Origin of the sequence: Nostoc sp. FACHB-892, from assembly GCF_014698795.1 — a bacterium.
Lineage (GTDB): Bacteria > Cyanobacteriota > Cyanobacteriia > Cyanobacteriales > Nostocaceae > Nostoc.
In genome coordinates, this window is sequence record NZ_JACJTR010000007.1 from 288,995 (window position 1) to 313,110 (window position 24,116).

Consider the following 24,116-nt stretch of genomic DNA (forward strand, 5'->3'; position numbering starts at 1 on the left):
GACCAAAGAAGTATATTCAGGTGCAAGACTTGAAGGTAAAATACCCCAAAATCCTTGCATCACAGTGGTTCGCTGCAACATAGTGTATCATTATTAACTATGTACCGATAAGAAGAATCAACTCCAACTCCAGCAGAAAGTTTTGAGCTTCCTATGAAGTGAAAGTTATCATCAGATAATCGTTGGGTAATTATGGCCGATTTAATACCCTGGACAGAATTTGAGTCAGATTTAGTACATAGGTACTGTATAAATATACTATCCTTGTAGCTGAACATGAGGATGCATTTACTTAACTGAAAGTGCAACAGTTACACCAATTAGATAATCCAACAGCAAAACAGCAGGTGCAGATATCTGCCAGGTTTGGAACACCAAATTCCGATTTCAGGATAGGAAACTTCGAGTTCCAAACACCAAACTTTGAGTTCCAAACATCAAAATTTTAGTTTTCAAAACAAAAGGACGAACTCATGGCAAATTCAGTTTTCAGCTTATCTAACCTCAACGGCACGTCGGGCTTTGCGATCAACGGCATCAATCCAGATGACCGTTCAGGAAACTCTATTAGCAGTGCTGGAGACATCAACGGCGACGGTTTAGACGACCTGATTATCGGGGCAGATGGTGCCGACCCCAAGGGCGACAATTCAGGGCAAACCTACGTGGTGTTTGGTAGTAAAGAAAGTTTTGCTGCTCAATTCTACCTCTCCAGCCTCAACGGCACGTCGGGCTTTGCGATCAACGGCATCAATCCAAATGACTTCTCAGGCAACTCTATTAGCAGTGCCGGAGACATCAACGGCGACGGTTTAGACGACCTGATTATCGGGGCAAATGGTGGCTCTATCAACGGCATCACTTCAGGGCAAAGCTACGTGGTGTTTGGTAGTAAGGAAAGTTTTGCTGCCCAATTCAACCTTTCCAGCCTCAACGGCACGTCGGGTTTCACCATCAACGGCATCAATGAAGATGACTCCTTAGGCAACTCTGTTAGCAGTGCCGGAGACATCAACGGCGATGGTGTTGACGACCTGATTATCGGGGCACCCTTTGCCGACCCTAACGGCACCTCTTCAGGGCAAAGTTACGTGGTGTTTGGCAGCAAAGAAAGTTTTGGTGCCCAATTTGACCTCTCCACCCTCAACGGCACGTCGGGTTTCACCATCAACGGCATCAATGAAGATGACTCATTAGGTAACTCTGTTAGCAGTGCCGGAGACATCAACGGCGATGGTGTTGACGACCTGATTATCGGGGCACCCTTTGCCGGTCCCAACGGCGACAATTCAGGGCAAAGTTACGTGGTGTTTGGCAGCAAGGGAGGTTTCGGTGCCCAATTCGACCTTTCCAGCCTCAACGGCACTAACGGCTTCGTCATCAACGGCTTCAATCCAGATGACCAATCAGGCAACTCTGTTAGCAGTGCCGGAGACATCAACGGCGACGGTATTGACGACCTGATTATTGGGGCACCCTTTGCCGATGCCAACGGCGATAATTCAGGGCAAAGCTACGTGGTGTTTGGCAGCAAGGAAAGTTTTGGTGCCCAATTCAACCTCTCCACCCTCAACGGCACTAACGGCTTCGTCATCAACGGCTTCAATAAAGGTGACGGCTTCTTCAGCAGTTTTGTCAGCAGTGCTGGAGACATCAACGGCGACGGCATTGATGACCTGATTATCGCGGCACCCTTTGCCGACCCCAACGGCGACAATTCAGGGCAAAGCTACGTGGTGTTTGGCAGCAAAGAGGGTTTTGGTGCCCAACTCAACCTCTTCAACCTCAACGGCACAAATGGCTTTGCCATCAACGGTATCAATTCAGATGACCGTTCAGGCTACTCTCTTGGCAGTGCCGGAGATATCAATGGCGACGGTATTGACGACCTGATTATCGGGACACCCTTTGCCGACCCCAATGACATCAGCTCAGGGCAAACCTATGTGGTGTTTGGCAACCGCGCCCCCGTTATCGACCTCAACGGCAACTCACAGGGTATTGATTTTAGCACAACCTTTAGCGGCACTCCCGTCTCGATCATCGATAACAACTTCACCTTGGGCGACAACGACACTACCCTAGCTGGTGCCACCATCACCATTACCAATCTGTTGAATGGCGCAGCCGAAAGTCTCAATGCCACTACCATCGGCAACATCACCGCTACCTACAACCCCACCATAGGCACTCTCACCCTTAGTGGCACAGATACCATTGCCAATTATCGACAAGTCCTTAGCAGCGTTACCTACAACAGTACAGCTACCACTGTTAACACCACAATTGAGTTTGTCGTCGATGATGGGCAAGATTTGAATAACACCAGTGCAGTGGCAACCACCACTTTGGGTTTTGTCCAGAAATTGATCACGGGCACAAGTAGTGCAGATATCCTCATTGGCACACCCAACAACAACATCATCGAGGGCAAAGCTGGTAACGACAAGCTCACTGGTAATGGTGGTCGAGACAAATTCATCTTCTCAAGAGGCGATGGCATCGACACCATAACCGACTTTGGCGGCGTAGGGAGCGTAGATATTGATTCAAATCCATCAACGGCGGTAATTGCTGAAGTTGATACCTTGGATTTTACTAGATTAGGATTGACTGCTAAAAATCTACAATTAGATCAAAATGGCAACAATCTAGAACTTACTTTTGAAAATACAAGCAATACCCAAATCATTCTAGAAAACTTCCTGTTGGAAAACTTGAATAATTTACCAGCATCTGATACCAACCCAGCTATTGGTAATATCCTGTTTGATAACCAGAGGGGCATCGTTGACAGTTTTGATGTCTTCGATGCCAACTCCACTCAAACTGACTTATTTAACCCAAACACCGTTACATTCCTGAATGACCTTAACAATAACATTACGGGTTTTAAGGACTCCGGCGATGTGATTAATGGTCAGGGAGGTGATGACATCATCTACGGCAATAGTGGCAATGATTTGCTGCGGGGTGGAACTGGTAATGATACCCTTATCGGTGGTGCTGGCGATGATACTTTGGTTGGCGGTGCTGGCAATGACGTACTAACAGGTGGTGAGGGTGTTGACAGATTCCTTTACAACACCAGTACTGCTTTTAACAGCACTGATGTTGGTCTAGATAGTATTAATGGATTCTATGGTGTATTTTTTGCAGTCACTTCACAAAGTGACAAAATTGTACTGGATAAGTCTACCTTTAATACAATTACTTCTGATCCGGGAATAGGTTTTAGTAACGAGAGTGATTTTGAAATTACTTCTTCTGCGGGGACTAGCACGGCAAAAATTGTCTACGATCCTGTGAGTGGGCAATTGTTCTACAACGAAAATGGCAGCACGGCTGGTTTCGGCAGCGGTGATCTATTTGTGACTCTAACTGGTGCGCCAATTCTCAAGGCATCTGATTTTATTATCCAAGCGTAGTTTGCTTGGAACAACAAACTTTGAGTTTTAAACAGTAAAGTCTGACTTCGGAACATCAAACTCCAAGCTTGAAACACTAAAGTTTAATACCATTTCACGCAAACCCTGATATTCAGTAGGAAGTAGGGTGTGTTATGCCGTAGGCGAGAGCACCTTGAATGGTTGATGGTGCGTTGCGCTATGCGACAACGCACCCTACTACATTTAAATTTCTTAACTTAACCAAAATTCAATACAGTTGAGTTAAGCATTTCTTTCTTCTCTTTGCGTCTTATGCGTCCTTCTCTAACAAGACGCTGCGCGTTGGCGGAAGCCTCTCGTAGAGATGACAGCTCGTTAAAAAAAATTGACTGTTGCTGTACGGTTAACGATTTATTCATTCTAAGTAAATACCGTCACATAATACTATTAACCTCAATTTTCGTGCTTGACGCAAAAAACGAATAATCTTGAAATTGGCATTACAAATTTTAGAGGTCGGCATCAGCCAACGTATTACAGACGGCATCCGCGATTTTAAGCTTCTTCTTTTAGGTTTTGTGGTAAATAATCGATTATCTTTGTAAGTAAACTTGCTTTAATTTGTAGGTTCTAGCTTTGCAAAGCATAAGCTAGTCCTTGTTCAGGAAGCCATATATGTTTTTGGAGCAGTGCAGCCAGTAAACCCTGGGGTAAATTAGGGTCTGCCATAAAGCTATGCATTTGACTTTTGCACGAATACAGTAATTCTAGCGAACTGCAAACATAAACACTTCAAACCGCAAATGTCGCTTAATACGATATTTTTCGTCGTTAACACATTATTTGTCGGCATCAATACGTTGTATTGTACGGCATTGTAAACATTCAGAAGATACCGCTTAACGGTTAAAATTGGCGGCATCGTCCATACCAGAGCCGTTATCAAGCAAGTGCAGTTCGTTAATACAATCCTTCTGGTGGGGAAATATCAGATCCGACAGCCACACTAGTGTTAGTAGATTTAATCCCTGGTTTAACAGAAGGGGATTGTTGTTTTAACGATTGTAAAACAGAAGAAGAGTTATCTTGCTCAATTGATGTATTGGTATTTGCTTGTTGCTGGGACATGAAAGCTAATCCTCCCATTGCACCAGCAAGAAGAGCTGTATAACCTACATATAAATGCGTCGGACGAATTTCCAATCCTATTCCTTTTTTAGATTGATCCAAAAAAGGCCTCCTTACTGGTATAGCTGCTAGGAATGGCAAAGAGGCAGCTAAAGCAACACCATTAAGTCCTAAAGCATCTCCATAACGTCGGATAAATCCACGTACAAAAATATCATCTGATAATTCTTTCCAGTTGCCGTTTTCTAATGCCTCTATCAGCTCCGTTCGGATATGAGTGGAAAGCTGAATGTGATCCAAAGAAAGCCCTTTAGATTGACGGGTTTTTTGGAGTTGTTGCCCGATTTGACGTAGGCACACCATGCGTTGTTGGACTGCAAGTTCAGCTTGTTCAACAAGTTCTGCTTGAGAAATTCTCTGATGATTGAGCAATTGTAGTGGTTTTTTCCACAGTGAATTTTCTGCTGTACTTTTAGAAGGTTCTTCCCGGAAAGTGCAATGCTCCTGCTGTATCTCTGGTGAAGAATTGACTGTTTCTGTAGCTTGCTTGGTATCTGTAGCCGTTTCAACTTTTTGAGATTGTTGGGCAAATTGTCGAAATGCTAACCCGATCGCTTCTCTACCTACGGCTTTTAATAAATCTTGAGCCTGATCTGTTTTTTCCCCTATTAACTTCTGCACAATCGCTAAAGCACGTCGATAAACTCGGCTACGATGCAGTTGTACTTCTATTTCTCCTAAAAGCGATCGCAACTCATCTTGAGAAATTTCAATATTCGGATTGTCCAGAATTTGCAAAAAGTATACAGGAGTAGTAACCATTGTGAAAGCCTTTTATATGAACTCAATCAAAGGAAGTTACAATCATATCTTCACTATTTTTCCTAACTTCATCTTTGTTTTCCGGATGTTAATTGTATAATTTAACTTTTTTAATTGATTATCAACACTGAACCAAGGCAGTAATTACCGTAGTGATAATTGCTAAAATAATACTAGTGTCTGATTGAGGAAAACTTAGGATGCGTACCAAGGGTAAATTGTAGAAGTGCTTCAACGCCGTATAGTATTGCTAGTTCTTTATTTGCAATTAGCTTGGCAGGAGTGATAGTCAATTGCAACTATTTAATCCACTAGAATAGTTGTAGAAAATTAGTTTGGAGTCAATAGTAATGTTTCCTAATTTTCTACCATCACAAGTTAATCAACTAACAAACTCAAAAGTGATCGCTTTTGTCCAAAGTATTCAGAGAATTGCCCTTACAACCTCCCTGAGCCAACACCCAATCCTCACAACTTACATTCACAAAGGTAGTAAAGGCATACCAATTCTTCTGCTACAAGGCTTCGATAGTTCCATGCTAGAGTTCCGCCTTCTGTTGCCATTACTTGGTACTCAAAATGAAACATAGGCAGTAGATTTGTTAGGTTTTGGCTTTACACAAATTTTTAGGTCAGATGAGCGACGGAATTCCCTCAGTTCGCGTAGAGCGCGGCACTTTTGCACCAGCCGAAATGAGCGCGAAAAAACACAAATTAACTCACAACAGATGCGGGAATTTTTACGTCCAAGTAGGGTTACTGAAATCACTTACCAGATGGGGGTTTTTGCCCTACATAGGATATACGATAAATTACGCCATTAGTATCGTCAGTAAATAACAGAGAACCATCTAGTGCTGTAGCTAAACCGACTGGTCTACCAAACTGTGTTTTTCCGTCTGCTCTTAAGAAACCTGTAACAAAATCTTCAAACTGCACGGGTTTGCCATTCTCAAAACGCAAACGCACAACTTTATACCCAACGGGTGGATTGCGGTTCCAAGAACCACGCATGGTGATGAAAGCAGAATTACGATACTGAACGGGAAATTGGGAAGCAGTATAAAAAACTAAGTCCAAAGGGGCACTATGAGCTGTATAAGTACTTACAGGTTCTTCGGTTTTTTTGCAATATTCTTCCTTGGTTGTGCCTGTTGGGTTGGCTTGCAGGTAGACATCAGGGCGGCGAGCGCCCCAACAGAATGGCCAACCATAATTTGCACCCTGTTTAATTAAGTTTAGTTCTTCTGGTGGTGTAGTGTTACCTCGCCAGTCTGAACCGTGATCCATTCCCCAAAGTTCCTTAGTTTGGGGATGCCAAGCAAAACCGATAGTATTTCGTAATCCTTTGGCGTAGATAGTCCGCTTGCTACCATCAGGTTGAACTTGCAATAGGGTGGCGTGTTCGTCATTTGGCTCGTCACAAGCGTTACAAGTGCTACCTATAGAAAGATAAAGCAATCCATCAGGGCCAAAGCCAATAGTGCGATTCGGATGTTGTCCAGCATCAGGTAGATTTCTAATTAAGGTCTGGATGTTACCTTCCCTACCATTGGATAATAAATTGGTAGCATATAAATGTGTATCAGTAACAAAATACAGGCGATTTTGGTTGATGGTGATGTCGTTAACAAATTTTAGCCCTGATGCAACAGTACGTTTTTGGTTAGCGCGTCCATCTTTGTTTGTGTCTGTTAAAGCTATAACATCACCTTGCTCACGCCGAGTTACGTAGACTGTACCATTAGGAGCAACTGCTAAGTTGCGGGGATTACCTAAATCTTGAGCAAATATGCTAATTTCAAACCCAGGAGGTAGCTGTAACTTATTCAGTAGAGATTCATTGAATTTTAACCTTTCTGGAGTCGCTAAGTAACCTTCTACACGCTCGATTCTTAATGGCTGGGGTTGCTGAGAGCTTGCAGGAACAGCAAGTCCCAATGCTAAAGCACATCCCATCAAAAGAGATTTTGGTTTCGTGATTAATTTCATTTGTAAAGCCTGTAAGTATTGGTTTGCACTCAGGACTGCTCTTTTTAGCTGAAGAGTAAGGTACTTATACGGGTTAAACTACACTGTTACTCAGGCTATTGCATCTGACTAATGGAGTACAATCACTAACTCATTCTGGCTTCAGAAATATATCTATTAATAGAGGCATCCAACTGATGAAACTGGGAGAATTTAGGCGCAATAATCAAATACTAATATTTTTGTTGAGTGCTACGTAGCTTTTCAGCAATTAAACCTTTAAAAAGACCAGTCCGAAAATTAAATTTGCATAAAGATAAAATAGAGAATTTTAGCTTTATTAATCTTGATATCTGCCCTATCTAGCTTTTGCGGACTATACAGCATAATAAATTTTGTTGAAACACAAAATTTGAAAATACTATTTTTTGCTTTTAAACTATCATTAACTATGTCAAAGCCCTATTCCTACATTGGTTTAAGACAGATAAGCAGCGTTTAAAACCCTTGTACAGACTGGATTATAAATTTACGGACAAGTCTAAAGCGATCGCTCTTTTGCCAATTTCTATAGGTGCAGTCATCAAATACCTGATCTCCTTGGTATATAGCTTAGATTACTTAGATTATGATTAGTAGTCTGCTTTTCCTAGCAAAAGTTGGGTGACGGCTGGGAAAAGCGGAAAAGTATTTGAACAAAAAAATTTGTATATTATGCTTTATTGAGCAGTATCCAGAAAAATTCTAGAATCGACTGGTATCTGATGTTTATTAGTAGAGAATGAACCAACCCACGCTCGCTTATGTGGAAATGTCTCTACCAGATGGAACTCAGGCGGAGAAATTTGCAGCCATCCGGCGTTGGGGCATCGGTTTAGAGATTGCTAATTTGGGGGATATACAGATAGACGTGTATAAATGCGCCCAGATCCCAATTACTGCTGTGCAGGCATATCAAATGCACGATTTTCATCCGCTTCATCGGAATGCAGAACATCGTCATCAAGCCAAAATTCATGTAGAACATACCTTGGAGGTAGCCGCTCAACTGAATGCCCCTAGAATTGTGACAGTCTGCGGCTTTGGGCATGACCTAGTAGATAATCCATTAGAACGAGCGGTGGAATTCTTCTCCAACTTGGCTCAACGAGCAGCAAAATTAGGGGTTCGCATCATGATTGAACCCTTGAGTACCAAACGTGCTGGGGCATTAACACATCCTGATGAGATTGTGTCTCTCATCAGATGCTTAAATCAACCAAAAGTGTTTTCTATTTTGCTAGATACTGGACATCTGCTCGATAGTGGCTTTAATCTCAATTTGTTTTTCTCCCTTTGGCAGTATCCAGTCGAAGAACTGCAACTCAAAGGCATGAACTCAACTCCACCAACCTTGACCATACCGCTCACAAGCTGGATAAAAGCCAAGTCCCCGCCCGATGTGATTTGTATAGAGCATCGTTAGGCTATTTCCTGGAAAGAATTTGACCAGATTATCCAAAAATGTTTCCACTCCCTAGAGAAATTAAATAGAAACATTTGAGTTGCAATTACCCTTGTGAGTTTACAGGAACTGAAACAGCATTGGGAATTCTGAAGCGATCGCTTTTAGGTGAAAAGTTATATGTACATAAATACCTTGATTTAATTTAGGTTTTAATATTTAAAATCAATGTACCGTTTCTGCTAGACTGCTTGAAACAGTTGACTCAAAAGAATAAATTGATGAAAAGTATTTGTGTCTACTGCGGCTCTAATTTTGGTAATCGCAATAGCTATCTTGAGGCAGCACAAAATCTAGGTGTCCAGATGGCAGAGCGCGGACTTACCCTTATTTATGGCGGAGGAAATGTCGGACTAATGGGTGCTGTAGCTGATTCCGTGCTAGCTGCTGGTGGAAAAGTTATTGGTGTAATGCCACGAGCCTTAGTTGATAAAGAGATTGCACACACTGGTTTAAGCGACCTTCGAGTTGTAGGATCAATGCACGAGCGTAAATCGCTTATGGCTTCGCTGGCTGATGCCTTTATTGCCCTACCAGGTGGGCTAGGAACATTAGAAGAATTTTGTGAAGTTGTCACCTGGACTCAACTTGGTTTTCATCGCAAAGCTTGTGGACTGTTAAACATTGACGGGTTTTATAACAGATTGATTTCTTTCCTTAACCACGCAACAAAAGAGCAGTTTATTCGCTCCCAACACAGAAGTATTGTTTTAATAGGGGAAACTCCTGCGGAATTAATTGAAAAGTTGAGTCAATTTGAAATTCCCAACGTACATAAGTGGATTGACCGGGAGCAACAATAGTCTACTCATTATCAACACATTAACCTGTTAATCGCGCTTTTCAATACCTTAAAAACAGCGATCGCAACAGGTTTAATTTCATTTTGTGCCCAAGTTGTACACATTTTGAGCAAATTATCTACAACTCTAGCAGCTTCAATTGATCTGTAAGGATGACGACGCTCAAAGCCAAACCTGTCCTTGCAATATTCTTCAAGGTTGAATGCATCGAACGGTACAGTCTGCGATCACCTATGGCGGGGCGTAAGCCCATCGCACAATTCGGCCACTCCATAAAGATAGAGGAAAAACCAGGCTCAAGCAGCTTCCTGATGGTAATTTCCAGGCATCAATAAGTTTATTTTAATACCATATCGATAGCACTTTGTCAATACACTTAGATGCGTTTCCCCTGATATATTGCCTAACAATCTACTGAGGTACTATCAAGCCATCACAGTATTTGATGCTAGTTCTGCCGAAATGAGATAATGTAGTAATATAGATTATTGTTGTAATACGTAAGGAAGGAAGAATGATGACTCAATTATTAGCTGTCCGGGTTGCCTTCAAAAACTCAACCAACTCAAGGCGCAGAGATTTTCGTTAAATCCTCCATTTACAGGAATGATACTCGAATTTACAGACACTAAGAAATTCATCTAGAAAAGTGTCTGCCTCTGTGCGCCTTGTCCGTTAGAAAAGCAGCACACATAGAGGAAACATCAATGAATTTGGATTTTTTAGGCTGGAGTGACTTTTTTACTCGCAGTTTTGCACCTTATAGCCAACAAGGTTTTAGCGTTGCTAGGGTTGCTATTGAATACAGAAATACTTACATCGTTTATAGCCAGCAGGGGGAACTAACAGCAGAAGTTACAGGAAAACTGCGACATCAAGCGATTCTTGGGCAAGATTTTCCTGCTGTTGGGGATTGGGTTATCATTCAGGCGCGAGAACAAGGACGCGCTAGCATTCACGGAATTTTGCCCAGAAAAAGCAAGTTTTCACGAAAAATCGCTGGTAGTAAAACTGAAGAGCAAATTGTTGCAGCTAACATTGACACCGTGTTCTTGGTTTGTGGACTTGATGGCGACTTTAATCTCAGAAGAATTGAACGCTATCTGATTTTGGCAAACAATAGTGGTGCAAATCCAGTCATCGTTTTAAATAAAGCCGACCTGTGCAATTCTTTAGAAGATAATGTCTCAAAAGTTGAAGCTGTTGCCCAAGGAGTACCAATTTTAGTATTGAGTGCCACCACTGCTCAAGGGCTAGATGTCTTGAAATCATACCTCCAGCCAGGACAAACAGTTGCTTTGTTGGGGTCTTCTGGTGTGGGTAAATCTACTATCACCAACCAACTTAAAGGTGCATCAGTACAAGCTGTGCAACCAGTGCGTCGAGGTGATGACCAAGGTCGTCACACGACTACAAATCGAGAATTGATATTACTGCCGACAGGCGGCTTAATTATCGATACCCCAGGAATGCGAGAAATTCAAATTTGGGCAGATGGTGAAAGCTTGCAAGAAACTTTTGCAGACATTGAGACTTTAGCCGCAGAATGCCGTTTTCGTAATTGCCAACACAACAATGAACCTGGTTGTGCAGTGCAACAAGCATTACTTGAGGGAGAACTTGATTTTTTCAGATTCCTCAGCTACCAAAAATTGCAAAAAGAACTTAACTATCTTGTTCGCAAACAAGACCAACGGGCGCAATTAGATGAGAAAGAACGCTCCAAGAAAATCCATAAAGCTATGCGAAATTATCACAAGCGTTGATGACGTTGAGATAATTAACTGATTTTCTTATGGGACGGGGATATCACCCGTCCTTTTAATCAATCCTCACCCCTAGCTTCCAATTAATAAATCCGCATTGAAGGGTGTTCATCCATCATCCGCCAGTAATATTCAGTAGGTAGCGGCGACACCTACCACCACAACGGTACAAGAAAACTGGCTCACAGGAGTGCATGGCTTTCTTAATTACCTGCTCTAAACTGGGGTTTGGTTTATCACTGTTGTACCAAATAATATGCGACTTTCTAAAATACTTTGCATTCAGCAAACTTGCGAACAATCATTCTATGATTGACTGAATCTGCTGCTCAAGACCGCTACTGGTTTGACCATAGTTATCAATGGTCGGTTGGGCTGGTTTAGATTTAAGAAAGTTCAAGATATTCATGACGATGGGAAATGCTACTATAGCCAGGATTCCCATTTGATCGGGTACGATGAATTACATCTTGCATAAATATAGCGATTGCTCCATAGGTAAGAGAATTGAGGGTCAGACAATGCGATCGCCCTCCATAAAATCAACTGAGGAAAAAGTAGGGTGTATAACTGGTAGTATGCCTAAGATTGCTCAATGCGATCGTTGCCTTCAACGGATTCGGCACTTTTATATTTTCAGTTTAATATTTTTGCTGTTTTTAACGATAGCTACTAGTCTTTTTGCTTATCAAGTTTCACCGTTAAGAGATCCGACTTTTCTCCCTGATAGCGCAAATGGAGGTTCATTAATACCTTGGATGCAAGGCGTAACTGAAGACCATTGGTTATTGCTAGCTAATGTAGTCGCGTTTTTTCTTTCTACAAATCTCACACTTATTATTTGGCAGACGCTACGATTCTATTATCATAATAAATGGATAAGTTTCATAACTATAACGATAACATGGACGATGTTATTTGGTAGTTTTATGTTCACATCGATAACTTACTTATTAATGCAGTGGTTAATTGATTAACGCGAGAACCGCAGGAGTTACAGAAATTATTGATAAAATTTAGCTATTCCAAAAGGTACATTATGAGCTGCTTAAAATTAAAGCAATAGCAAGGGGTGCAATACCATTTACTTCCCAGTTTTTGGCACAGAAATACTTAATCTTTATAAAAATAAATTAGCCTAACGTTTTAAACATTTAAGACGAGTTAATCTTAGGAGTACTTGACAACAGGAAATTTTGAAAGAGGTTGCCAGACGATAAGATTTACGGATTATATCTAAAGCAGAGTATGGCACACGGAGTCGAAGTGGGCGCAACACGGGACGGTATAACCAATAATAAGCCTTTTTTAAGTCATTCCATTTTGAACAGGCTTCAAGATGTAAAAAATCTGAAATGTCTACAACCAAACCTCTACCCTGATGCATCATAACATTACGCCCGTGAACATCATGAGGATGGAGGGAGCAACGTCGGGCATAGTCAAGAGCTTCATCGATGTCTCTTATCACCTGCTTGGGAATCGGTAAACCTAAGTGCATACAATCGTACAAAGTTGTTCCATAAAGCCGTTTCAAAATTAAAAAGCTATCTTTGGCATACAAACACTCAGAAAATGCCGGGTGAGAACCTAGACGACGGTAGACTTCTACTTCCTCTTCAAAGCCTGATCGTCCTGGGGCATAAATTTTAACTACACACCCAGGGGAATCGGGGTGATAAACTACTGCGGCGTAATTTCCTTTACCAAGCAGCTGCCAGGGTTGTGGAAGATAGCTGACCTGAATGGGATTACGAGGATTGACACTTTCAATTTGTAATCTAGGCAGTAGTTCTTGATAAATGCTTTTGACCAGCTGTTCTGAAAGCAATTTGTCCATACCGGATAAGTTTCTGACACCAAAGAACAAGATAAACTACTTGATTTATCTCAAATATTACGGCAAGAGTTGGAGTTGAGCTTAATTTTGAAATGGCAATCCCTATATTGTGACAACAGAGCTAGCAATATGAAGCCATTGTGGATAACTGGCATAATTTTAACTGCGATCACTGGAGCTACCATCACCGCTATCTCGATTTTACAAAGAACTAACCAACTATCCATCGCGCTTACCGAAGAATGGATAGCATCACAGTTCGTCAAACCGATGGTAGCCAAATGTCAGTTGAGCTTTGTGGTATCAATGCCTCGGAAGTGAAACAAGGTGTGGAATGCCGGAATCAAATAGCTTTTGAACAGGCTAAAAAATAGCGATCGCTTCTAAAACTGGAGTGTGGAATCAAGACAAACGAAACTAGCCTTGAAGCTAAAACCAGCACTTCGGTTAAAATTTGTCGCAGATATCAAGCAGGTGTAGAACCACCAAGCGCATGGATGTAAGCCTCGGCAGTTTCCGCGCCAAAACCACCAGCTTGAGCATGACGGAGTAGCGATTGTACTATCGGCATCGCAATACTCATGCCAAATAAGGCATTGAATCCTGCAACAACCACTGGTGCTGATAATATAACTGTAAATTTTGGAAATAACGCCAATACAGCCACTAAGATCAGAAAAACAATTGGTGTAGCAATGCCTGCTGCCTTTGCGGCTTCTACAATTAAATTTTTATACTCTTCAACAGTAATATCGCCTCGATAAAGATCCAAGGAGTATGAAATCGCTGTAACTATAAATTAGGTAAGAATAGCGGTTCCTGTAGCAGTGATCCCCAACTTAACAATTGTTCCTGAATTGTAGATAATGCAATCCTATAATTTCTGCGACTTCGCGCCAGATTTGCCATCAACACCCCACTCATCACTTCAATAGCCCACATCAGAAAGACTCTCGGTAATTTTGGGATAATCGATTAGGAAAGCGATGGAGTATGGCGACAAAATCTGAAGTATTTATTAACTTTATTTACAACTTTTCGGTTAAAAACTGGAGCATCTTTTGGATGTTACTGCCTCAAACCCTTTTATTTAGAGATTTATAGCTCAATTACGCGCCCTCTACCCCAAATTATTATTAATTCTTGGGGTGATTGTGGCCAGGTAGCAAAGCTATATCGCTATAATCGCGCCCATGATGACCCTGTTATAACCTTGTTTTAAAACGCTCTCACGGATAGGATGTCTGATGAATACAGCCGCACACGAAGTTGCTCTTGACTACACGAACACCGTCCAAGCCGAGAAAACAGAAGAGATATCCCCAACTGCGCTCGATGAGCAATACGATACTGCCACTATAATGGGCGGACTCTACGGCGACGGGATCATTGGGTTGAAAGGAGCGTTTGAGCCGACGTGGGCAGATCGCCTCGGTGAGGATATTGAAGTTCTCTTCTCAGAAGCGCTCGCGCGTCCTGGTGGGGCCGTGGGGCGGGGACCTAACCGATACTACGTAGAAATTCACCCGGAGAGGCTCAGGGGGTTTCTCGACCTTGTGACACATCCTTGGGTAGTGGCAGTGTCAACCGCGATTCTTTCTAAGGATTACAAAATCGTGGAGATTGGGTTCGACGTGCCTCTGACTGGCTCCATGAATCAGCCGTGGCACCGCGACTTTCCCGCGCCTGAAGCCACTCTGACAGGACGCAGGCTCAACTCCCTTGCCTTCAACTTGACCACTGTGGACGTTGAAGAGGACATGGGACCGTTCGAGATAGCACTCGGCACCCAGTGGGATCAACCAATCGGCTTCAAACACGAAATGTTTCCGCCCAAATCTCTCTACGGCCGATACCAGGAGCGCACCGTGAGGAAGATGCCGAAGCGTGGAGATATATCTGTTCGGTCAGCACTGACCATTCATCGGGGTACAGGCAACCAATCCCAAAAATCTCGGCCAGCCCTAGTGCTTGGTGTAGATGCTCCAGATGCCCAAAACGCTTTGCGGCACGATCTCCAGTTTACTCGGTCTTACTACGAGACTATCCCTGTAGAACACCGAAAGCACTTCGCCTGCCGGATCGTTGGAGAACTAGAACCTATCGTACAAGCGCATATGATCGAAGGACTCGTTATGGGCGAGGCTTAATATGATGTGAGTTCAGTTTAAAACACATTGGTTAGCATATAAAAATTAAGGAGTTTTAACCTTTTAACCCAAGTGTATTGTTTTATAATGCCCAGATAAGTAATTAAAAGTAGCTAATAAAATCAGTAATTTAGGTTAATAACCCAAGTTGTTAGTTAACTTAGTGCTGTTTTTTAGTGACAACTGGTCATACACTAACATTGACTAAATCAACATTAGCAAGCCATATTGTTCTGCTCTGGGTAGACACTTCTTCTAAAGTTGGGGAGCGCCACTCTACCCTATAGAGCCAATTATCTTTGAGACTAAAAATTCCTTGAATAATACGGCGTGTTGGCTGTTCACCGAAATCAACCTCAACTATGTCCCCCAGATTAAAAGCTGGAGTAGAAACAGTGGACTTTTTTAGTACATTTGTTGGATGAAATTCTTGCTCAGGTAAGTAAAGAGTTTTTCTCTGGCAAATAATTACATAAATCCATTCTTGCCCTGACCAGAGAAGTTAAAGGGCATAATTCCAGTGAGTTATTTAGTTGTAGTAAAGTCTGATATCGAAGCTTAATTTTGAAACTTTCTCACACCATAAAGGAATAGAGAATTTTTAGAGTATGGATATGCAAGTTTTTGTCGCTGCACGAGGATAATTCGCTAGTCATGATCCTCAGAATTGGTAATCGGCGTATGTTCTCAGGCTTGACCGTTAGGAGCGTTAGCTCAATAACAAGTAGTGCTGTTTTCTAGCGGGGCTTAAATCATCCACAGCGTCGTTTTCCACTCCTACTTTCTAGTCTTGTGGATAATTTCTCAGCTTGCGATCGCCTACGGCGGGCGGTTACGCCATCGCTTAATTGATTTTTTAATCTTCACAAAAAATTGTAGTGTTTTTAGCTAATTGAAGAGGTTAGACCCTCAGAGACAAGCTCAATATCGAAAGTGGGTATGAAATTAGGCTTGTTCTCAAGAGTGGCGAATTGGGTTCCCTGGAAGGACAAAGCACCAGTTTTGCTATCGTAACTGAATTCGTTAGTGGAAGTAGCGCCAAACCCAATTGTGGAAGTCTGAATTTTATCGCTTTCTAAGTAGCTGAAGTCCTTGATGATGTCAATGCCTTCAGACCTGAAGTTGAAGACAAATGTATCAGCACCAGCATCGCCTGTGAGTGTGTTGTTCCCAGCACCGCCATTTAAAAAGTCGCTACCAGAACCCCCATTTAAGAAGTCATTACCAGCACCGCCAATGAGTGTGTCGTTACCAGTCCCACCAACCAAAATGTCGTAGCCCCCATAGCCAAGCAAGTGGTCATTGCCATCGCCGCCAACCAAAAAGTTTTGACCGGCATTCCCCTCAATTTGATTGTCTAGGGCGTTGCCTATGCCATCAATATCGCTGCTACCTGTGAGAATCAAGTTCTCTAGGTTGTCACCCAATTCGTAGTTGAACGAAGACTCAACCGTATCGGTTCCTTCATTCAAGTATTCTGTAATATTGAATTCTACAATCTCATAGAATTCTACAATCTTACTGGTAAACCGATTGGTGATTAAATTGTCCTCAGACCCAAATACAAAAGTAATATAAGTGTCGTTGCCAGTTCCACCAATTAGTGCATCAGACTCCTTAATATCATCAAAAATGTCATCGCCTTCCTCGCCATACAGTACATTGCCACCATTATCTTCTCCGCCATTCAAATAATCATTGCCCAAACCACCGTACAGTTCGTCACCATTTGTACCACCGTAAAGGCTGTCATTGCCCGAATGACCATACAGGATATTGTAACCATCGTTGCCATACAGTACATCGTTGCTTTCCAAACCATAAATATTCTCGTCTACCCAGGTTCCTTGGATTGTGTCAGAACCTGTAGTGCCATAAATAGATTCGGTTTTTCCTGAACGAAATACCGAGATTGCGGCAGCTGTCCTTACTCCAGTTATATCTACATGGTTACGGTCGTAATTGACAGGGTTAATACTGATAATACTACCCACATTTTTAATGATGTCAAAACCATCAGTACTATAGACGTACCATTCATTAAGAGAACTAAGAACGAGAACATCAATTACATTGTTGAAGACAAACTCATCATCACCACCACCACCATCAAGAATGTCATCACCGAAATCGCCGAAAATGGAATCAGTTTCTGGAGTCCCAGTCAGATTGTCGTTACCAAAAGTACCGTTAATAGATGCCATGTCCATCACTCCTTCTCAAGCTATGGTTCAGTGCAGAATTAAGTTAATTTAATGTGAGTTCGACGGCGTATGACCGTTAATTAACAGAATATTTTAATAGGTCAACAACCGCTTATAAACAGCATTTACTGATGAGCATGAGTTGTACTGCAAGGTACATCTTTCTGCCATGAACCACGACCCCCGGCAGGTACATTAGCTATAAGTACTATCTCTCCCTTTTTGTTTACCACCCATCCACTTGCTTCTACAATAGGTTCTGGTGTGGTAGTAACTGCCCTAGTAGTAACAGGTGGATTGCTAAGTGGGCGTAGCTCGCCAAAGCCATTGCTGCTAGGCTTGAGCGACACCCAACCTACTTCTACTGCGTCGCCAGTTAGGACATCCTTAATAGGATTGGGTGGTAAACCGCCGTGTCCGGTAATGATAAACCTGCTTTGAGCATAACTTTGACTATTGCAGGCTTGCGCTACTTTAGTTTCTACACCGATTGTGGGTAACTCAACTAAGCCACTGTTTGGGTCAACGTCAGGTGTGTTGAGTTGTACAGTACCTTGTGTACCAAATTCTGAACTAGCAGTGATGTCACTCAAAAGAGTTGGACTTTTACGAAACTCAATACCATAAATGCCATTCGCTTCGATATCCACTCTCCCACCTGCACCTGAAAAAGCATTGGCGCTGATGTCACTGTTTTCTTCAGGGATAGCAACAATAAATTTAGAGTTAATATTGATACTACCACCATCTCCACCCTGTTGTGCTGTACCTGCGGTGGTGGATATTTTACTACCACGGCGCAGGAGTAAGAGGTCTTTTACTGATAGATTAGTATTTCCTCCATTACCCGATGTCGTTTGCGAGGTAATACTTCCCTGGTCAAGACTCAGAGAGCTTACTTCTACTTTAGAATCACCTGCTCTTCCAAGCCCTGTGCTGCTACTGGTTATCTGTGCGCCATTTTTGATAGTCAACTGCCCAGTTTCAATCATTAAATTCCCAGCATCTCCCACGCCTGTGGTTTCAGTTGTCAAGAGGCTGGGCATCTGACCGTCGGCTGACGTGCCATTTAGCTCTATAGAGTTAGAAGCATTCACCATTACGGTTCCTCCTCGTCCCTCGCCCACAGTACGGGCAGACACAAATGCTCCATCCAGAACTTGTAATTTCTCAGTTTTAATTATCAATTCTCCGGCAGATCCAGTACCTGTGCTTCCAACAAGCAAGCCGCTTCTATCCTGACCATTTGCCGATGTTCCAATTAGTTGCACTAATGAAGAAGCAGTTACACTCAACGTCCCTCCCGACTGAGCCGAGCCTAAATTGGAAGCTGAGGCTCTTGCGCCATCACGGGCAATAAATAAGCGAGTTTCAATCATCAAGTCTCCAGGTTTGCCAGAACCTTCCCCCAAAGCAAACAGACCACTAGGTGTCGGATTATCAGCTGATGTTGATGTTCCAATCAGTTGCACCGAATCAGAGGCTTTTACAAACAACAGTCCTCCTTGTCCGGAACTAGTCTTAGCACTAGCAGTTGAGACTTGTGCCCCACCCTGAACAATCAATTGTCCAGTTTCAATGCTCACTGAACCGGCATTTCCGACACCATCAGTCTGAGTTATGATCCTGCTAAAATTCGCACCATCAGCCGATGTTCCACTTAGTTCCACCGAATCAGAGGCTCTTACAGTTATAGTCCCCCCCTGTCCGGAGTTAAAAGTACCAGCTGCTATCTCTGACCCATCCCGGATAATCAACTTCCCAGTCTCAATCGTCAAATCTCCACCAGTTTCGACACCATAAGTTTCAGCTAACAGGCGGCTTGCTCCAAGGACTTCCACCAACTCGGAGGCGCGGACGATAAGTGTCCCTCCGGGTTTGGCTCCTGTGTTATTAGCTACAATCTGTGAACCATCAGCGATTGTGACACGTCTACCTTGTAAGAGGATATCGCCAGTGCCTAGTTGAGAACCGACACCTCGTTCAAAACTGGTTTGGACTGTAGCTCCTTTGGTGAGGGATACGTCTGCTAGCGCTACATTATCAGGAAAACTCAAACGCAGATTTTTGTCATCTATATTCAGCACTACCGTTCCTTCTCCTGCTAATCCTCCCAATTCGACTCGACCATTGAGAACGGACAATTTACCCCCTTCTAAGTTCACATCACCACCTACCAACAACAAACTTTCATTCGCAGAAAGTTGCAAACCTGTTGTAGATTGATTGGTAATTGATTTAGCAATTTGATTGAATAGCAAAGCTGAAGGATTGACCGTTAGGAGTGTGGGAGAATTAGGAGCCGAGGCACCGAACAAGCCTTGCTCACCAAACCCGATGGCATTTGCTGTTGTTGCTAGAAACGAACCTCCTATATTAAGTTGGGCATTCGGTCCAAAGATAATTCCATTGGGATTAATCAGAAACACGTTAGCACTACCTAAGACACCAAGCCTGCCGAAAATCTCGGAGCGGTTACCCCCTGTCACCCGACTAATAATATTCTCAATGCCATTCGGATTTCTGAAAATGGCTCGTCCTCCTTCTTTAACGTTGAACTGCTCAAAACTGTGGAATAGATTGGCACCGCGAGTTGCTCCACCGTCTATCAGCTCAAAGTTAGGAGAAGATATAACAACAGAACTTTCCTGACCTAATGTGTTATCGGGTACTATCTGGGCTAGGGCAAACTCGTTGTCTCCTGCGATCGCCGCCATTAAAGTTAATAAGCTTGCCAACCTCAATTGCCACCACTGATAAAATAGACTTTGAGAGAACACTAGAAAATTCTCCTTAAAGGATATTTGTATAGTTTTTATCAAGTTACTTAATGATTATTGATGAAACTGAGGAAATTTTCGACAGCAAAGAAAAATAGTAGCCATACTCAATTAATACCCCGCAAGAGAAATTCTCTGAGTGGGGTTATTGTTTTTGGAGTGGCTGTAGTATCTAAAATTTAGGTTCGGTTAGGCACTACAAGACCAAGCTAATTGAAGAGATTAGCCCCTAAGAAACAAGCTCAATATCAAAATGGGGTATGAAACTAGGCTTGTTCTCAAGAGTAGCGAATTGGGTTCCCTGGAAGGACAAAGCACCAGTGTTGCGGTTGTAACTGAACTCGTTAGTGGAAATAGTACCAAATCCAAATGTTGAAATCTGAATTTTGTCGTTCTGCAAGTAGCTGAAGTCCTTGATGATGTCAATGCCTTCAAACCTGAAGTTGAAGACAAATGTATCAGCACCAGCATTGCCTGTGAGTGTGTTGTTACCAGCACCGCCAAAGAGTTTGTCGCTACCAGAACCCCCATTTAAGAAGTCGTTACCAGCACCGCCAACAAGTGTGTCATTACCAGCTTCACCAACCAAAATGTCGTAGTCCCCATAGCCAAACAACTGGTCATTACCATCGCCGCCAACCAAAAAGTTGTTACCGACATTCCCCTCAATTCGATTGTCCAGGGCGTTGCCTATGCCACTAATATCGGCGCTACCTGTGAGTATCAAGTTCTCTAGGTTGTCATCCAATTTGTAGCTAAATGAAGACTGAACTCTATCGCTTCCTTCATTCAAGTATTCTATAATCTCATTGGTAAACTGACCGAAGATAAACTGATTGAAGATTACCTTGTCTTCAGCAGACGCGTATACAAAAGTAATATAAGTATCATTGCCAGTTCCCCCAATTAGGGTATCAACTCCCGTACTGCTATCAAAAATGTCATCGCCTTCCTCGCCATATAGTAAATTGCCAACGTAGTCTTTTGTGCCATTCAAATAATCATTGCCTAAACCACCGTACAGTTCGTTAGCATTTGCACCACCGTCAAGGCTGTCATTGCCCGGGCCACCATACAAAATATCGTAACCATCGTTGCCATACAGTACATCGTTGCCTTCTAAACCATAAATATTCTCGTTTGCCGAGGTTCCTTGGATTGTGTCAGAATCTGTGGTGCCGTAGATGGATTCGGTTTTTCCGGATCTAAATTCATAAGATAATCCGGCAACTATTGGTGTAAATATGTTTACATTTTTACGGTTGTGATTTGCAGGATCAATACTGATAACCTCACCGGAAGAGAAGTTTTTAATGATGTCAAAACCATCATTACTATAGACATACACATCCCGTGAAAAACCAGAATCAAAAACGATAACATCAATTACATTATTGAAGACAAATTCATCATCACCATCAAGACCATTGAGAATATCATCACCTAAATCGCCGAAAATGGAATCAGTTTCTGGAGTCCCAGTTAAATTGTCGTTACCAGAGGTCCCGTTAATAAGTGTCATGTCCATCACTCCTTGTATGGTTCAGTGCAGAATTAAGTTAATTTAACGTGAGCGCAAACTCGCTAGCGCTGTGCTAAACGTAATTTGTAATTCTCAATTAATACTCCGTCTATAAATTCTCTAAGTGGGATCATTGTTTTTGGAGTGTAGTGTCTAAAATTTGGCTTTAGTTAAGCACTACAAAACCAAGCTAATTGAAGAGGTTAGACCCTCGGAGACAAGCTCAATATCGAGATTGGGTATGAAACTAGGTTTGTTCTCAAGAGTGGCGAATTGGGTTCCCTGGAAGGACAAGCCACCAGTGTTGCTGTCGTAACTGAATTCGTTAGTGGAAGTAGCACCAAACCCAATTGTGGAAATCTGAATTTTGTCGTTCTGCGAGTAGCTAAAGTCCTTGATGATGTCAATACCTTCAAACTTGAAGTTAAAGACAAATGTATCAGCATCAGCATCGCCTGTAAGTGTGTTATTACCAGCTCCACCAACGAGTGTGTCGTTACCAGAACCCCCATTTAAGAAGTCGTCACCAGCTCCACCAACGAGTGTGTCGTTACCAGTCCGACCAACCAAAATGTCGTAGTCCCCATAGCCAAGCAAGTGGTCATTACCATCGTCGCCAACCAGAAAGTTGTGACGGTCATTCCCCTCAATTCGATTGTCAAGGGCGTTGCCCATGCCATTAATATCCCTGCTACCTGTGAGAACCAAGTTCTCTAGGTTGTCACCCAATTTGTAGTCGAACGAAGACTCAACTGTATCGGTTCCTTCATTCAAGTATTCTGTAATATCGAATTTTACAATCTTATTGGTAAACTGATCGGTGATTAAACTATCCTCAGACCCGAATACAAAAGTAATATAAGTGTCGTTGCCAGTACCACCAATTAGCTTATCAGCCTCGTTAATGCCATCAAAAATGTCATCGCCTTCCTCGCCATATAGTACGCCATCGTATTCTCCGCCATTCAAATAATCATTGCCCAAACCACCGTACAGTTCATCACTACTTCCACCACCGTAAAGGCTGTCATTGCCCGGATCACCATATAAAATATCGTAACCATCGTTGCCATACAATACATCGTTGCCTTCCAAACCATAAATATTCTCGTCTGCCGAGGTGCCTTGGATTGTGTCAGAATCTGTGGTGCCGTGGATGAATTCGGTTTTTCCTGACCTTGAATCGCCCATAGAAGGGGCAACTAAACTTGTATCTATATTTACATGGTTATAAATGTTATTCACAGGGTCAATATTGATAACACTATCATTTGTATTTTCATCGAAGTTTTTAATGATGTCAAAACCATCAGTACTAAAGACGTACACACCAGAATCAAAAACGAGGACATCAATTACATTGTTGAAGACAAACTCATCATCACCACCACCACCATCAAGAATGTCATCACCTAAATCGCCGAAAATGGAATCAGTTTCTGGAGTCCCAGTCAGATTGTCGTTACCAAAAGTACCGTTAATAGATGCCATGTCGATCACTCCTTGTGAGTATCGGCTCAATAAGTCGGGGTAACGAATAAAAGTAAGAAGAGTTGCTAGCATCCGATTTCATGAGAGCTAACTATATTGTTCTAACGCAGGCATTCTATTTGAATGCAAACGCTTTACTATAAAGTTTGAGGACTGATAGAGAACTTTTCTCGAATAATAGTATCCAATTCGGGGATTTTATCAGAGAGAGAAATCCGGTCATGTATGTACTCAAAGAAGCTGATTCCCAATTTACGAGTAGTTGCAACAAGAGACATAAAAATGTCCCACGCCTTAGTACCCTCACTCGTTTGAGTTGCGTAACTAATTTTTCGTCGCTGCACCATAGTCCGAGCAGCTAATTCCGCCGGATTATTATGCAACGGTAATTCTGGATGTGACAAGACTAGCAAAAGTTCTTCTTCTTTTGCTGCTGTTAATTTTTTTCGCTCATCTAATTGTTTATATCCAGTTTCAGTACCAAATAGCTTCCAGAATTTAGACTTTAATTCCTGTTTTGTGTCCGGGTTTGGGGAATCTCTGTAAGCTACTAATTCTCGATAGTAATCCCAAAATTCCCCGAGAAATTTGTCTAACGTTTGTTGATAAAAACCAACAAATGGACTTAACTTTTTATAATGTCTTGCTTCATGCACCCAACATAAAGCCAAATTATCTGTGATTAATTTGAATTGAGGTGCATCATCGCAGACCAGAAATTCTACCACTGGTATTTCCGATTGCTG

General features: G+C 42.3%; 18 protein-coding genes and 1 pseudogene. 7 read left to right on the top strand and 12 right to left on the bottom strand.

What is annotated here, in order from left to right; all coding sequences use genetic code 11:
- Nucleotides 1–473 precede the first annotated feature (473 nt).
- Nucleotides 474–3,428 carry an FG-GAP repeat protein gene (locus H6G96_RS42350; RefSeq protein WP_190911782.1) on the top strand — a complete coding sequence of 985 codons (2,955 nt, stop codon included), beginning with the start codon at nucleotides 474–476 and terminating at the stop codon, nucleotides 3,426–3,428.
- Nucleotides 3,429–4,349: 921 nt separating this feature from the next.
- Here the strand turns inward: H6G96_RS42350 and H6G96_RS12680 are convergent.
- Nucleotides 4,350–5,339, bottom strand: coding sequence for a helix-turn-helix domain-containing protein (locus tag H6G96_RS12680; protein WP_190911783.1), 990 nt, complete (start codon nucleotides 5,337–5,339; stop codon nucleotides 4,350–4,352).
- A 350-nt stretch (nucleotides 5,340–5,689) separates the two neighbouring features.
- Here H6G96_RS12680 and H6G96_RS12685 point away from each other — a divergent pair, with 350 nt between their 5' ends.
- Nucleotides 5,690–5,929 (top strand): hypothetical protein, encoded by a 240-nt coding sequence (locus H6G96_RS12685; RefSeq protein ID WP_190911784.1) that lies wholly within the window; start codon nucleotides 5,690–5,692, stop codon nucleotides 5,927–5,929.
- 175 nt (nucleotides 5,930–6,104) lie between these two features.
- On the opposite strand, the gene H6G96_RS12690 is transcribed toward H6G96_RS12685, so the two are convergent.
- A complete protein-coding gene (locus H6G96_RS12690) occupies nucleotides 6,105–7,331 on the bottom strand; it encodes a sorbosone dehydrogenase family protein (RefSeq protein ID WP_190911785.1) in 1,227 nt (408 codons plus the stop codon).
- A 760-nt stretch (nucleotides 7,332–8,091) separates the two neighbouring features.
- Here H6G96_RS12690 and H6G96_RS12695 point away from each other — a divergent pair.
- Nucleotides 8,092–8,775, top strand: a complete 684-nt coding sequence (locus H6G96_RS12695; protein WP_190911786.1) for a TIM barrel protein — start codon at nucleotides 8,092–8,094, stop codon at nucleotides 8,773–8,775.
- A gap of 260 nt (nucleotides 8,776–9,035) precedes the next feature.
- Nucleotides 9,036–9,617 (top strand): TIGR00730 family Rossman fold protein, encoded by a 582-nt coding sequence (locus tag H6G96_RS12700; protein ID WP_190911787.1) that lies wholly within the window; start codon nucleotides 9,036–9,038, stop codon nucleotides 9,615–9,617.
- Nucleotides 9,618–9,735: 118 nt separating this feature from the next.
- Here the strand turns inward: H6G96_RS12700 and H6G96_RS12705 are convergent, their stop codons facing one another.
- Nucleotides 9,736–9,891 carry a hypothetical protein gene (locus H6G96_RS12705; RefSeq protein WP_190911812.1) on the bottom strand — a complete coding sequence of 52 codons (156 nt, stop codon included), beginning with the start codon at nucleotides 9,889–9,891 and terminating at the stop codon, nucleotides 9,736–9,738.
- A 433-nt stretch (nucleotides 9,892–10,324) separates the two neighbouring features.
- Between H6G96_RS12705 and rsgA the strand changes: the two genes are divergently transcribed.
- Nucleotides 10,325–11,383 (top strand): ribosome small subunit-dependent GTPase A, encoded by a 1,059-nt coding sequence (gene rsgA / locus H6G96_RS12710; protein ID WP_190911788.1) that lies wholly within the window; start codon nucleotides 10,325–10,327, stop codon nucleotides 11,381–11,383.
- 301 nt (nucleotides 11,384–11,684) lie between these two features.
- Here rsgA and H6G96_RS41300 read toward each other — a convergent pair whose 3' ends face one another.
- Both H6G96_RS41300 and H6G96_RS12720 read right to left on the bottom strand, forming a co-directional pair.
- Nucleotides 11,685–11,828, bottom strand: coding sequence for a hypothetical protein (locus tag H6G96_RS41300; RefSeq protein ID WP_242063263.1), 144 nt, complete (start codon nucleotides 11,826–11,828; stop codon nucleotides 11,685–11,687).
- Between the two features lie 693 nt (nucleotides 11,829–12,521).
- Nucleotides 12,522–13,223, bottom strand: a complete 702-nt coding sequence (locus H6G96_RS12720; RefSeq protein WP_190911789.1) for a serine/threonine protein kinase — start codon at nucleotides 13,221–13,223, stop codon at nucleotides 12,522–12,524.
- A gap of 129 nt (nucleotides 13,224–13,352) precedes the next feature.
- On the opposite strand from H6G96_RS12720, the gene H6G96_RS12725 reads away from it, so the two are divergent.
- On the top strand, nucleotides 13,353–13,544 hold the full coding sequence (locus H6G96_RS12725; protein WP_190911790.1) for a hypothetical protein: 192 nt from the start codon (nucleotides 13,353–13,355) through the stop codon (nucleotides 13,542–13,544).
- 145 nt (nucleotides 13,545–13,689) lie between these two features.
- Here the strand turns inward: H6G96_RS12725 and H6G96_RS12730 are convergent, their stop codons facing one another.
- The gene (locus tag H6G96_RS12730; protein ID WP_242063264.1) at nucleotides 13,690–13,995 is read right to left on the bottom strand and encodes a hypothetical protein; all 306 of its coding nucleotides are present in this window, start codon (nucleotides 13,993–13,995) and stop codon (nucleotides 13,690–13,692) included.
- 475 nt (nucleotides 13,996–14,470) lie between these two features.
- Here H6G96_RS12730 and H6G96_RS12735 point away from each other — a divergent pair, with 475 nt between their 5' ends.
- Nucleotides 14,471–15,373 (top strand): phytanoyl-CoA dioxygenase family protein, encoded by a 903-nt coding sequence (locus H6G96_RS12735; RefSeq protein ID WP_190911791.1) that lies wholly within the window; start codon nucleotides 14,471–14,473, stop codon nucleotides 15,371–15,373.
- Between the two features lie 187 nt (nucleotides 15,374–15,560).
- Here the strand turns inward: H6G96_RS12735 and H6G96_RS12740 are convergent.
- The 6 genes and pseudogenes from H6G96_RS12740 to H6G96_RS12765 form a co-directional block, all read right to left on the bottom strand.
- A pseudogene (locus tag H6G96_RS12740) lies at nucleotides 15,561–15,857 on the bottom strand (DUF1392 family protein); the annotation flags it as partial.
- 400 nt (nucleotides 15,858–16,257) lie between these two features.
- Complete coding sequence (locus H6G96_RS42355; RefSeq protein ID WP_190911792.1) at nucleotides 16,258–17,577, bottom strand: calcium-binding protein; 1,320 nt, start codon at nucleotides 17,575–17,577, stop codon at nucleotides 16,258–16,260.
- A gap of 125 nt (nucleotides 17,578–17,702) precedes the next feature.
- Nucleotides 17,703–20,357 carry a filamentous hemagglutinin N-terminal domain-containing protein gene (locus H6G96_RS12750; RefSeq protein WP_190911793.1) on the bottom strand — a complete coding sequence of 885 codons (2,655 nt, stop codon included), beginning with the start codon at nucleotides 20,355–20,357 and terminating at the stop codon, nucleotides 17,703–17,705.
- A gap of 229 nt (nucleotides 20,358–20,586) precedes the next feature.
- Complete coding sequence (locus tag H6G96_RS12755; RefSeq protein WP_190911794.1) at nucleotides 20,587–21,879, bottom strand: calcium-binding protein; 1,293 nt, start codon at nucleotides 21,877–21,879, stop codon at nucleotides 20,587–20,589.
- A 177-nt stretch (nucleotides 21,880–22,056) separates the two neighbouring features.
- Nucleotides 22,057–23,370, bottom strand: a complete 1,314-nt coding sequence (locus H6G96_RS42360) for a calcium-binding protein (protein ID WP_190911795.1) — start codon at nucleotides 23,368–23,370, stop codon at nucleotides 22,057–22,059.
- A 137-nt stretch (nucleotides 23,371–23,507) separates the two neighbouring features.
- The coding region (locus tag H6G96_RS12765; RefSeq protein WP_190911796.1) for a transposase at nucleotides 23,508–24,116 on the bottom strand (609 nt) is incomplete at its 5' end.